7 protein-coding genes and 1 tRNA gene are annotated in these 13498 nt (G+C 42.1%); 1 reads left to right on the top strand and 7 read right to left on the bottom strand.

Translation table 11 applies throughout. The features are described 5' to 3' along the window. A tRNA-Pro gene (locus tag Q4546_RS18550) sits at positions 1 to 77 on the top strand. Positions 78 to 294: 217 nt separating this feature from the next. On the opposite strand, the gene Q4546_RS18545 is transcribed toward Q4546_RS18550, so the two are convergent. From Q4546_RS18545 to Q4546_RS18515, 7 genes are all read right to left on the bottom strand, one after another. Continuing rightward, the gene (locus Q4546_RS18545; protein WP_102439731.1) at positions 295 to 2217 is read right to left on the bottom strand and encodes an EAL domain-containing protein; all 1923 of its coding nucleotides are present in this window, start codon (positions 2215 to 2217) and stop codon (positions 295 to 297) included. A 5-nt stretch (positions 2218 to 2222) separates the two neighbouring features. Then, positions 2223 to 2861 carry a transglutaminase-like cysteine peptidase gene (locus tag Q4546_RS18540; RefSeq protein WP_303446819.1) on the bottom strand — a complete coding sequence of 213 codons (639 nt, stop codon included), beginning with the start codon at positions 2859 to 2861 and terminating at the stop codon, positions 2223 to 2225. A 99-nt stretch (positions 2862 to 2960) separates the two neighbouring features. Continuing rightward, positions 2961 to 3557 (bottom strand): OmpA family protein, encoded by a 597-nt coding sequence (locus tag Q4546_RS18535; protein WP_303446816.1) that lies wholly within the window; start codon positions 3555 to 3557, stop codon positions 2961 to 2963. After that, entirely contained in the window at positions 3557 to 4978 is a 1422-nt protein-coding gene (locus Q4546_RS18530; protein WP_102439729.1) for a TolC family outer membrane protein, read from the bottom strand. The genes Q4546_RS18535 and Q4546_RS18530 overlap by 1 nt, the downstream gene beginning before the upstream one ends. A gap of 25 nt (positions 4979 to 5003) precedes the next feature. After that, positions 5004 to 6386, bottom strand: coding sequence for an HlyD family type I secretion periplasmic adaptor subunit (locus tag Q4546_RS18525; RefSeq protein WP_102439728.1), 1383 nt, complete (start codon positions 6384 to 6386; stop codon positions 5004 to 5006). Then, entirely contained in the window at positions 6386 to 8560 is a 2175-nt protein-coding gene (locus Q4546_RS18520) for a type I secretion system permease/ATPase (RefSeq protein WP_303446814.1), read from the bottom strand. Before Q4546_RS18520 ends, Q4546_RS18525 begins: the two co-directional genes overlap by 1 nt. Before the next feature lie 90 nt (positions 8561 to 8650). Then, positions 8651 to 13498: Ig-like domain-containing protein (locus Q4546_RS18515; RefSeq protein WP_303446812.1), on the bottom strand; the 4848-nt coding region annotated here is incomplete at its 5' end.

Raw genomic sequence — 13498 nt, 5'->3', positions numbered from 1 at the left:
CGGTGATTAGCGCAGCCCGGTAGCGCATCTCGTTTGGGACGAGAGGGTCAGAGGTTCGAATCCTCTATCACCGACCACATTTAACAAAAAAGCCACTCAATGAGTGGCTTTTTTGTATTTCAAATAAACACCTTGTGCAGCATCATCCCTTTTAGCTACTCCCTTGTTACCTCAATGGTTGGTACGTTTAGTTAGTATCGCTGGGTTTGTTATACATTAATGCAGGTTACAGATAATAAAAAACCACATTTGCATGTGGTTTTTTGGGTATGAATTACCTTATTGGCTGATAAATTAAATGTTGATGGAAACCGGCGGTGAAATAAAGCCTTGGTAAGCATCAAGTCGCATGGAGGCAAAACGTTCTAACTGTGTTTGCTGCTGTATTCCGGTGACTATGACTTGAATATCTAAGCCTTTGGCCACATTCGATAAGGCTCTACATAGCTCAATATTGTGTTGGTCATCTTCCATATAGGCAAAGGATTGATCCAGTTTGACATAACTTGGGCGCAGGCTTTGTAAATAGGCCATTGAACCAAATTGACGGCCGAAATGATCAATACCAAATGTTGCCCCGTTATCACGAATAATATGGCATAACTTTTCACAGTTTTCTAAATCACTATAAACACTGGCTTCAGGTATATCAAAACAGATCCTTTCAGGGAAATTGCAATGACGTAAAAACTGCTGCAACCAAGTGTGAAAATGAATATCACTAATACTTTGAAAGGTGAGGTTAATAGCGAGTGGCTCATAATTTCGCTCTAAAAGTCGGTTTTCTACCACAGTTTCAATTAAACATTGATCCAGCAAGGTGCCTAATGACAATAACTCAACATAAGGCATAAATTGACCTGCGTGTTGCAATTTGTCGTCGACGGTAAGTTGGCAGTAAACTTCCCGCTGGCATACCTCTTTTTTGCGATTGAGCAAAATAGGCTGCCATCTGAACTGGAATTTTTTATTTCGAATCGCATCGGTGAGATTAGTGCGCCATTGCTCACGGCTAAATAATTGTTGTTCGTCGGTTTCAAACCAATGAAACACTTTATTGTCTTTTAGTGACTGCTGCAGTGCATTGTCAGCTTGGGCTAAAATATCACTGACGGTCATTTGACCAATGCGCTCTGCAACACCAATCGCAAAGCCTTCGTTGGGCTTACAACCTGCTTTTGATATTTCCTTATTAAGGGTTCTGAGTAAGGTTTGTAAGTATTTAGTTAGCTGTTCATGTTCAACATCGGCGATCAAAAAAGCAAATTCATAGGCGGCAATACGGCCAATAACAGAAGGTGCTACCTCATCTAAATGGTGCTGCAGCTTTTGTGACAGCAATTTAATGGTTTCATCACGTACTTGATAACCATATTTACTGTGCACTGTTTCTAACCAGTCAAATTTGGCTAAGAATATTGCTCCACTGCTAGGCTCTGCTAACCAGCCATTAATTCGACTGACCATATATTGTCGATTTGGCAGCCCTGAAACCTGGTCGACGAGGTTTTTCTTACGTAGGGCTGAGACTTCTTCATCCAGTGAGTTAAATACCTGTTTAAGTTGTGCCGACATGCTATTAAATGCACTTACTAACTCTTGCAGCTCTTTAGTTTTAGGCATTGGCATATCAGGTCCAAACTGCTGATTAGCCACTTTTTTTGCATGAATTGAAAGGTCGTGTAACGGTTTTAAAATAAAGCCTAAGCCAAAGCGAGCGCAGACGATAGCCAATAAAAATAGAATGGAAAAAATGATAATGGTATTAGAAATAATCCGCCACAGTTCATGGTAGCCAAACCCAGGGTGAGCAGTAATTTCTATTTTAGCTAATTGCAGCCAGCCTGAGGTTAAGACAGTCTCTTTGGTGATGCTTTTAAATAGCTCAAGGTCAATAAACCACTGCGGTACACCGTCGATTCTGATGGCGTTATTCCACACTTGTTGCTTACCATCAACCAGCCAAGTGAGTTTAATTTGCTGGTAATAACCGCCTTCAAATATCACATTGACTAGGGTTTCTGCGCCAACATCATCACCATTTTCAAGGGCAGGGACGAGCATAATACCAAGGGAATGACTGGCATTATTTAAATCTGATTCCATCTGCTTACTCAAGAAACTTTGGGTCTCAGTAAACTGCACGTAACCTAAGCTGATCACCACCAGTAAAAATAAACCAAAAAGTAACGCATAGATTTGACGAAAGAGGGTCATCTTGGTCACTGCTCCATTTTTTGTTTGGGTTGACGCAAGCGGTCGATACCCAATCTAAGTTTTAAATCATTCCATTTTTCAAGACGTGACGAGGAGCCAGCAAGCACACCTCGGCCTTTTTCTTTGTTGAGCCATAACTGTTTACCATTAAAACTATAAACAGGTATTAAATCATTTCTCATTGTCGCGGGTTTTATTATCGGGTCTAGATTGTCTAAAACCAGTGGTACCGCGCCTGGTGTTTCATAGTAAGCTAGCACCATGTGGTACTGGTTTACTGTTTTGGCTTTTACCATGGTAATTCTGAGTTTATCTTCAGGTATACCAACTTGGAGTAAGGTAAAGTATTTAGCGATAGAAAAATCTTCGCAATCACCAGCATTGACCCCAATAAACTCCATCGGAGAAGCCCAATAATTAGACTCGCCCCATAAGGCTTTATCGTCAATAAACTTAAATAAGTTAAAGAAACGGTTAACCTTTTCTAGCCTGGCAAGCTCATCAAGTTGCGGTGCTTCATTGATGATTTTGAACCAAGCTGTGGCGCGTTTTCCAGCTCTTTCACCGTAATGCTCAGTTAAAGCATTAATGGTTTTTTTTGCATCAATTTGCGCTGGTGGCGCGGCAAAAAGCCCCGATACCATCAAAGCAGATGCTAGCAGTGAATAATGACAACATTGTTTTATACGTTCTAACCTCGAACGGCCATTATCAGGCAACTGTTAGCACCTCAATGACAATTTTTACTGATCAACAGTATAAATGTGCCACTTCATATCTGTTTTTGAATCATCGCCAGTCACTTCAGCAATAACCCGGCGGTTAGCCTCATTAGCCTCGGCTGAGTCAGATTCATCAATAGGTCTATCGTAGCTATAGCCAATGGCATTGAGCCTTGACGGATTAATAGCAAAAGTGTCAGCTAATATTTGGGTAACGTTTTGTGCTCTGGCTTGAGATAAGTGTAGATTATGCTCATAGCTACCGGTTTTACTGCAATGGCCTTCAATGGTGACATTGGTGCTAGGGTACAGCTTCATTAATTGCGCAATTTGTTCAATTTGCTGATAAAAGCGTGGGTTAATGTCTGCTGAGTCATTTTCAAACAGAATGTGTAACTCCTGGCGCTCATTAATTTTGCTTACGGTGGCGCAGCCATAATTGTCGATATCAGCACCAATGATCGTTTCTAAGCAGCGCTCACGGGCCATAATCACACCGTCATTATCATTATCATTAAGATCAAACTCTTGTTGCGTGGCCGTATCCATAGTGACAATGTCTCGCATCGAACAGCCAGTCGCTAAGCTTATTACAAGTAGCAAAAACAAATATTTCATCATCTTACTCCACCTTCATAATCACGTTCACCTTGCCAAATATCTGGACGTGTGACCCGCAACGAGTCAAGCAATCTACCCGTTGCATTTAGCAGCCGATATTTTGCCGCCGTTTCGTCAAACTCAGTTTGCAGGTAATCTTTACGGGCTTGAAACAGCTCATTTTCAGTATCGAGTAAATCCAGCAAGCTACGTTGGCCTAAATTAAACTGTTGAGAATAAGCTACTTGGGTATCTTTAGAGGCAATCACATGGTCGCGAATATAGCGTTTTTGCGGTGCTAGCATCTCATAAGCATTCCAAGATAAATGCACCCCTTCAATAACTTGGCGATGTGCCCGTTGACGAATTTCTTTGGCCTCATTGATTTTGTAAGCAGCTTCCTTTTCCCGTGCGAGATCTTTACCACCTGAGAAAAGGTTGTATTTAACTCGTACCATGCCGACTAAATCGTTATTATGGCCGCCGACATTAGGGTTGAGAGCACTGCCAGTGCCGTAACCATCTTCACCATCTACATCATTATTCCAATTACCATTTAATTCTAATGAGAACTTTGGATAGTAATTTGACTGCGCTGATTTTCGTTCTTTATCTGCGGCGTTAATATCGCTATTGGCAGATTTAAGGATCGGATGATTTTCTTGGGCCATCAGCACGCTTTCAGCGATATTATCAGGCATCAAATCCATATCTGGCACTGGTGCAACTAAGTTATCAGGTTCTTTTTCGACAATACGAATATACTGTGCTTTCGCATCTAATAGGTTATTTTTAGCTGCCATAACATTAGCGTTAGCACGAGCTAATCGACCTGATATTTGCGATAAATCAGCAATGGAGCCTAAGCCTGATTCGGTGCGCTGCTTAATTTGGTCGTATATTTCTTCATGACTTCGGAGGTTTTTTTCCGATAACACTAATAGCTGCTCAGCTTTAATGTAATTGGTGTAAACCTTACTTACTTCTAAAGCGATATCTTCAGCAGCGGCAAATAATGCCCACTGTTCAGCACTGGCTTCAAATGAGTAGCGATCAACTTCACTGCTGGTATAGAAGCCGTCAAATAACATCTGTTTGATGCTAAAACCTGCTTCACCACGTTCGAGCTCCATAACGCCATCATCTAAATTATCGTTACCAGGCTGGCTTTTACGTCGGGTTGAGGGGCTGTCCGTTTGCTCCCAACCATAGGCGCCGGTTAAATCAACTGTTGGCATATAACCTGCCACAGCTTGATTAACTTGCTCCTCACGGGCTTTAAAGCGATTAAAGGCAATACGCAACTCTGGATTAGTATCCAAAGTATGGGCGACAGCTTGTTCTAACGATTGCGCGTTTAGAGTAGGTACTGCAAAAAATGCAGACATTGCCAATGCCAAAATACTTAACTTACGACACTGGGTTATATTCAATTTCATGTAAAAAACCCTCCAGGTTTTTTGTTTAATTCTCTCGAAGTGCAGTTTCTTTAGCCCTTAAAATAGGGTTTAAAATATACTCAAGGATTGTTCTTTGTCCGGTTATTACGTCTACTGAGGTAAGCATTCCCGGAATAATTGGCATCTGTGTGCCATCTTTTTTTATCAAATTTGATTCTTTGGTTCGTACTCGGATGGTATAAAAGCTGTTGCCTTCTTCATCTAAACTGGTATCGGCACTAATGTGCTCTACGGTGCCTTTGAGGCCGCCGTAGCGGGTAAAGTCATAAGCGGTCACTTTGACGATTGCGGGTAATCCTGGGTGTAAAAATGCAATATCTTGTGGGGTTATCTTAGTCTCAATCAGTAGCTGATCTTCTGATGGCACAATTTCAATAATCTCTTCACCTGGTTGTACCACACCCCCTAAGGTATTCATGTGTAGGGTTTTAATGGTGCCGTTAACGGGTGAGGTAATAATGGCTTTGCTGATCTTATCGAACGCGCCTATTTGCGCTTGGTTCATCCTAGATAGCTTAGTTTGCATTTCATTTAATTGGGCGCGTAAATCAGCAGCGTAAACAAATACCGCCTCACGGCGTTTAAGGATAGCTTCATCCATAGTGGCTTTTAATTTAGGCCGCAGTAGACGTAAGGTTTTAAGCTCGCCTTGAATGTCATTAACAGTACGTTCAAGTTTTAATAGCTCAACTTCTGGAACGATACCTTTTTGTGCTAGGGGTTTAGTGAGTTCTAATTCCCGTGAAATCAGCTGATAGCTTTTGGTTAGGGTGATAATTTTAGAGCTTAACTCTTCAGTTTCTTGTTGGCGCTGCTGAATTTGGCGCACCAAAATTTCTAACTGATTGCTGAGATTATCTAAACGGCCGCTGTATTCAGCTTGTTGGTTTTTAACTAAGTTAGGCTCATCATTGATAATCTCATCAGGAAAAACTAATGGCTGCTTCGTGATTTTAACTTGCTCGCGCCAGTTTGAAGACATGTCAGAAATAACAATACTATCTAGCTCGGTTCGCAGGCGGATCACATTAGTTTGTAAGCTATAAACCTCTTGTTCTTGTTGAGCGAAATCTGAGCGGAAGCGAATGTCATCAATTTTGACTAATGGCTGACCTTTGGTGACTATCATGCCTTCTTGGACATAGATTTCTTGTAGTACGCCACCATCCAAACTATCAATGAGTTGCACTTGGGAAGAGGGGATAACTTTGCCCATTCCTGAAGTTACCTGATCTAATTCAGAAAAATAGGCCCAAATAAAGAAGCAGATAAACATGGCCGCAATTGACCAAATGATTAGGTGATGACCACGTGGTGACTCGGTCATCATGGCACCATAAACATCATCGACCATGTCTAAATCATGGTTAGAGAGCTTGTTAGTCATTAACTGCGCCCTCCTGCAAGTAAGCCATTATTGAGTTTTTCAAGCACGCGATCTTTGGGGCCATCGGCAATAATATGGCCCTTATCAAGTACGATAATGCGATCAACTAAACGTAATAAGTGCATCTTATGGGTGATCAGTAATAAAGTGCGGTCTTTACTGACATGCTCCATTGAGCGAATAAACTGTTTTTCAGCGCGAGCATCTAAACTGGCTGTTGGTTCATCCATTAATAAGATGGGCGGGTCATTTAAGGTTGCTCTTGCTAATGCAACGGTTTGACGTTGCCCTCGGCTTAATGACAAGCCGCCTTCACCTACTTGCTGATCTAAACCTTCAGACTCAAGGTTAGTAAACATACTGACCCCAGAAAGCTGCACTGCACGAATAAGTTGATGCTCTGTCACCTGACGGGTGCCAAAAAGAATATTATCTTTAATAGAACCATGAAAAAGGGTCACATCTTGGGGCAAATAGCCGAAATTTTTACGTAAATCACTGGGGTGAATTTGACCCGCATCTAAGCCATCGTAACGCAGGCTGCCTTGAGTGGGTTTATACAAGCCAACTAACAGTTTTGCTAAGGTACTTTTGCCTGAGCCATTACGGCCGATAATAGCAATACGCTCACCGGGTTTTATGTGGACGGAAAGCGGATGTAGCACAGGTCTTTCGGCTTCAGGAAAGCTGAAAGCGATGTTGTCAGCATCAATTTTACCTTGTAAGCGCTGTTTGCTAACCAAATGGCCTTTGTTTTCAAACTCTTCTTCTTGGTTCATTACCTCGTCAAGTTGGCGTAGCGAGCTTGCTGTTTGGTTGCCTCGAGTAATTAGCCCTGCAAGTTGCGCCATCGGTGAGATTGCGCGGCTTGAAAGCATCACCGCTGCGATAATGCCGCCCATTGAGATAGCATTATCAGCCACCCGATACACCCCAAGGATCACCACGCAGACGACGGTAAGCTGCACAATAAAGTTAGCCACATTACTGACGGCATTAGTGAGTTTTTTAGATTTAAGCTGCCAGTTAGCGGTGTGGCCTATCATCTGCTGCCAACTTTTTTGTACTAGGCCTTCTGCGCCATTAGCTTTAATGGACTCTAATGCCGTTAAGCTTTCAATCAAATGGCCGTGCTTGAGGCTTGAAAAGCGGTTACTTTCTTCAATTGCGGCCTTAAGTTTTGGTTGGATGTAGAACGTAAAGCCGATAATGATAATCCCCCCAAGAACTGGGATAACCGCTAGGTCGCCGGCAACAATATAAATAATGGTGACAAACAGTAGGGCGAACGGAAGGTCCACTAAGGTGGTGATGGTTGCAGAGGTTAAAATTTCTCGAATACTGTCAAATTCACTTAATTGCCTTGCCATGCCGCCCACGCTAGGGGAGCGTTTTGATAGTGGAATCCCAATTGCTTTGGCAAATAATTTTGAAGAAACAATGATATCGACTTTTTTACCTGCAACATCAATTAAGTAGCTACGTAACTGACGTAAAATAAGATCAAATAAATAGGCAATCCCTGCGCCAATGGCGAGTACCCATAATGACTCAAAGGCTAAATTCGGTACCACTTTATCGTATACATTCATGATGAATAATGGTGATACCAATGCGAATAAGTTAACTAGCACAGATGCAATCAGGGCATCTCGATAGATGGGTGCTGAGTCTTTAATGCTTTGTAGTAACCAGTGAGTACTATTATCGTGAATGTGAACATCAAAGCTGTTATCGCCACGAAACTCTTGTTTAACTAAAAATAGATAACCCACATAAAGGGTTTCTAGTTCTTCAATGGTGAGAACTTCTTCTCCACCGGTTTCGGGTAATTGAATGGTTGCTTTGTCAGCATCGATATCAAGGCTATGTAATATGCAGGCTTTTTTATCTTTAAGCAGTAAAATACAAGGCAGTAAAATAGCTGATATTTGATTAAGATCTTTACGGGTTAATTTAGCTGACAAACCACCACGCGAGGCAGCTTGCGGTAGTAAATCTGGAGTGATGTTAGCGCCAGTTAATGGTAAGCCTGCCGCAAGTGAGTCACTTGAGCATGGCGAACCAAAATGTTCAGTCATTAAGACTAAGCAATCAAGTAATGGATCAACAGTGGTCCGTTGGGACGCTGAAATAGTCCACTGTTCTTGATTGTTTGATGCAGTTGCTGGCACCTAATGCTTATCCTTTAGAATTATTGTTATAAAAGTAACTACCTTGTTAGCGCCGTTATGATACAACGTGACGCCAACAAAGTGTTGTATTTATGGAATAATATTTTCATCACTTTGTATCTGGAATATGCCTGTAGCTTGATTACTAGCTACGGCAGCACTTTCATCTGCAGCAGATTCAATAATTAACGCCCCATCTGCTAACAGACCACTAATAACAACACCCTCATCAGTGGTGCCATAATTGCTATTATCAGATAAATCTACCCCATCGAGTACAATGACTTGATCAACACTATTGTTGTCATCGGCATCTATGGTGATCGTGGTATTACCATCAGCAAAAGAGATGCTTAAGAAGTCTGTTAGGGTGTCAGTATCTTCCCCTTGCAATAAGTCACTCAAATCTAATTTGTCAGCGTTGATGTCAAAACCACTAATGGTGTCGGTGCCAATATCATTAGCTGACCAGGTGTAAGTATCATCACCTTCGCCGCCAATGAGTAAATCATCACCTAAACCACCGATTAACAGGTCATCGCCTTCACCGCCAATGAGCAAGTCGTTACCACTGCCACCGATTAGTACATCGTCGCCAGCGCCGCCATCTAGGCTGCTATTAGAGGCATTTGCCATGATGATATCGTTTTCATGGGTGCCTGTAAGAGTGGTTGAGTTTTGATAATCAACTGTTACTTGTGCACTGTCAGTAGCGCCATTACCCTCGAGGGTATAGTTGAAGCTATCGCCATCATTGGCAGCATTTAAAGTAACGACGCCATTGGATAAGCTCGCGCCACCGTCAACGGAGGTTATAGCCGCAGAAATTGGCGTTGAGTCTCCATGGGTTAGATAGGCAGTATCAATACTGAGTGTTGAACCATCAGCCTGATTAGTAATGATATTATTTACGTTTGCATCAAGTCCGGCATAGTAATCAAGTTCAATAACCAAGGAGAGTGAATTGCTATCACCGTCATTATCAAGGACTTCAATGTCTATATTCTCTTGTTGATTGAGGATATTTTCATCAACATCAATGAAGTAGTTATATACGCCTGTTTCAAAATCTATGGTAAATGTGCCGCCAAAACTTGTGGTGATGATTTGCTCAGGATTAGCAGGGTCATAATTGTAGGTGGCACCCCCTAAGGTGATGCTATCAACGCGGCCGCCATCGGCGCCGATTAATACGCCTGTCGTGCTATCTCCCGTGATGATACCTAGGTCACCAACAACCGTGCTATTGTCAAAATAATTTAAAATAGTACTGGTAAGGTCGTCTGCATCGTCTACGACAATGGCATATTCTTCATTACCATTTACTTCAGGGTGAGCAATAGGCAACAGCTCATCTAAACTGGCATTGCCAATACCGATTCCGAAAGAAATATCATAATTATCTTGAACGTAAGTTTGCCATTCAGTTTGTTGGTCCGTATCTACTTCTCGCCCAGATGATGGTACACCGTCAGAGATAAAGTAAACAAAGTTTTGATCGGCGCCAGTGGGTATATCCCCGCTATTCATTACAGTATTAATTGCAGCTGCATAGTTAGTACCGCCATCTGCGACTAAGCTGTTTAAGTAATTAATCGCGCCATCAATATCATCCAGTAACCAACCAGAGTTTGAGGTCCCGCTTGAATAAGTAATGATTTGTAAATTGACATTACCTGTTTGATCAACTTCTTTAATCAGTGCGGTGAGTGACTCAACTGCAGTTTCAAGATAGCTTTTACCATTGCCCGCCGAATTGCCCATACTGCCAGAAACATCGAGCACAAAGGTTAAATTGGTGGTAACAGGTGCTGAAACTGTTTGAAGGTTTTGGGTTATATCATTAGCAATAGGAATATCATCAACAATGGTTATTTCAAGATTAGCGTCACTGGTAACACCACTGCTATTTTCGATAATATAATTAAAGTTTTCGAGTAAATCAGTGCCTGTGTTGTTGGTATTATTAAGTTCATATTGATAATCACCTGCACGTATACCCACTGCATCTTCGGTATAGACAGTTAATGTGCCATTAGTGGTATTGATTGTAATGATGCCATCGGATGGGCTCTGGCCTTCAATGCTGGCAATGATAGTCGAAGCACTAACGCCAGAGTCATTGTCGAATAAATTACCCGTAGCAATATGAGAATTACTGCCTTCCTCTGTACCTTGAACCAGCCCTGCTTCTGAAACGGTTTGACTGTCAGCTGTTGCAATTGGAGTAGAGTCTTGGTTTACCGTTAATGTCGCTTCAGAAGTATCTCCGTCAATATCTTCGAGAATGTAACTGAATTCTTCAGAGACGAGGATGCCGTCACCGACAGATGTCGCAGTTAAGCTGTTTAAGCCATAGTTGCCACTCGCAGATGTTAAGACAATGTATTGGAATGCGGTATTGCTAATAATGTTGATACTATTATTGGTCGTACTTCCTGTCGCCAAGACGGTAGTACCATCCGCAGCGTAGGCTGTCCAAGTGGCCTCGAAAGTATTACCATTTAATCCAATAGTCGCCTGAGTAAAGCTGTCGTTGGTGCCTAAATCAATAATCATGGCTTCGTTGCCATTGATTGCACTACGGCCAACACCCACACGACTTCCATTGTTTCCAATATTATTACCAGGAGCGCCTAAATTGGTTAAATCTAGATTGTTAACATTATTGATGCCACTTAATGAAATACCGTTACTATTGAGTAGGTCGTTGTAATCAAAACTTTCTGCAATAGTATCTGTTTGAGTCGATTCATAGGTATAACTTCCGTCCTGATTGGCAATCAAAATACCCTTGTCGGTTAAGATAGTGATATTGCCATCAGCATCAAAATTGGAGTAGGTCGTGCCTTGGAAATTGAAACTTATAATTGAGCCGGCATCAGCACCAAGTTGATCTGTTCCACTGCCATCAGTACCAGCACCTGTGATGACATTGCCATAGGCAGTGCCACCAAAACCAATACTATCAACATCATCAAGTGCAATTGGCGCTGTATCAACAACATCAATATTTATCGCTGTCCAGCTTGAATTGCCTGTGCCATCAGTGACTTGATAATAGAAAGTATCGACAATAACATCGCCAGAGTTATGTACTAAGCTAGGCGCTTGGTAGCTGTAGGTGCCATCAGCATTGATGGTAATCGTTCCACCTAATGTGGTTGTGAATGAGGCGCCCGCTTCGGTAGCGTCAATCTTACTTGTATCAGATGCATCAGGCGCAAAACCACTGATGGTTAAAGTCTCATTTTCAGCATCGGTATCATTGTTCACTAAATCATTGGTTGTAAATGTGAGTAACTCACTTTCTGACGTTGAGAATGAATCGCTACCTGATACAGGGTTATTATTAATCCCCACGATATTAATGGTAACGGTTGCAGTATCTACGGCACCATATTGATCGGTAATCGTGTATGTGAAAGTATCGGTATCCAATTCTCCCGCAGTTAACGAATCAAAAGCACCGTTGACATCATAGCTGTAAGTACCATCAGCATTGATAGTGACGATAGCACCACTGGTTAACGTGATTGCTTGTCCATATGTGTAGCTCGAACCATTGACATGACTAATACTGAAGCTATGACCTTGGGCATCAGTATCATTAGCAAATAAACCTTCTGTGATATCACTAATGGTTAATATCTGATCCTCTTGAACAACATAAGCATCAACCAGTGCAGGTCCTGTGACAGTGACAGAGTCTAAGTAGTAGTCTGAGGAGTCAGTGAGATCTGGCCCTCCATTTACTTCACTAATAGTTGGTGCAGCTTCAAATACCAGCTGGTCAAATACAAGGTTGCCAGTATTAATTGTAAATGTGCCGGTTGTGCCACTAGTTGTTGAAAAGGTTTCGGTTGCGACCAATTGACCATTGTAATAAGCGTACCAAGTACCTTGCTCACCACTATTTTCATCAGCAAACATTCTAGAAACACTAAAGGTTGCTTCATTAACTAGGCCATTGAAATCAATGACAATCGCTTCTGATGTTCCTGATGCAGAATCATACTCAATCTGACTTGTAATTTGGTCTGTGGATCTTGGAGACCCATCCACACCTAATTGATTAGTGCCATCATTATAAGTCAGTGTTCCGGTGCTGCCGTCAGCATTTCTGGCGCTAATCACAAAATCTGCTTCGCCATCTGAGCTTACAGGGCTAACCCAACCGTTGGCTGAGTCAGCAGTGGTTGAAAAAGTGGTCCCTACAGCATCATCGACAGCATCAACAGTGTTTAAATCGATAGTCACAATTGCAGTATCACTTAAACTACCATCAGAGGTTTTCACTGTTAAATTAAATTGAGAAGACTGCTCAGAATTAATCTGGTTAGTGTCATTTACTGAGATTACACCAGTATTTTGATCAATGATAAATGCACTATTCTCACTGGTTAAGCTTTCTGAACCATTAGATAAAACAAAGGTATAGGTCAGTGAATCACCATCGATATCAGTGTCGTTAGATGTTGTCGCTTCATCAACATCATAAATCACAGTGCCATTTGCAACAGATTCATTGATTTGAGTTTGATAATTGTTAATCACAGGGGCATCGTTCACTTCGCCCACATTGATGGTGAGCAGGCCGATGTCGCTGAGACTGCCGTCAGAGACGGTGTATTCGACGGTATCGACGCCAGTAAAGTTCAGTGGCGGTGTATAGGTGTAACTGCCATCGGCGGCGATAACAATGGTGCCGCCCTGGGTCGTGGTAAAGGTGCCCGCGGTGACGGTCAGATCATCGCCATCGACATCTAAATCATTGGCATCTAATTCTATTGTTGAGGTGAAGGCGGTGTCTTCTGTGACGTTGATTTCATCATCGACCGCGATAGGGCCGTCATTGGCACCCACAATAGTAATGGTCACATCATGACTTGCAGTGCCATCGGCAGAGGTCACAGTAATCGTACGAGTAAGTGTTTC

The organism is Shewanella sp. 4_MG-2023, assembly GCF_030548015.1.
Taxonomy (GTDB): Bacteria; Pseudomonadota; Gammaproteobacteria; order Enterobacterales; family Shewanellaceae; genus Shewanella.
The sequence above is the reverse complement of the archived record's forward strand: the minus strand, read 5'-3'. Positions and strand labels throughout refer to the sequence as shown.

Excerpts from the sequence above, each read along its gene's own strand:
- Q4546_RS18545 (WP_102439731.1), bottom strand. The coding sequence starts at position 2,217 with ATGACCCTCTTTCGTCAAATCTATGCGTTACTTTTTGGTTTATTTTTA.
- Q4546_RS18540 (WP_303446819.1), bottom strand. The coding sequence starts at position 2,861 with ATGGTATCGGGGCTTTTTGCCGCGCCACCAGCGCAAATTGATGCAAAA.
- Q4546_RS18535 (WP_303446816.1), bottom strand. The coding sequence starts at position 3,557 with ATGAAATATTTGTTTTTGCTACTTGTAATAAGCTTAGCGACTGGCTGT.
- Q4546_RS18530 (WP_102439729.1), bottom strand. The coding sequence starts at position 4,978 with ATGAAATTGAATATAACCCAGTGTCGTAAGTTAAGTATTTTGGCATTG.
- Q4546_RS18525 (WP_102439728.1), bottom strand. The coding sequence starts at position 6,386 with ATGACTAACAAGCTCTCTAACCATGATTTAGACATGGTCGATGATGTT.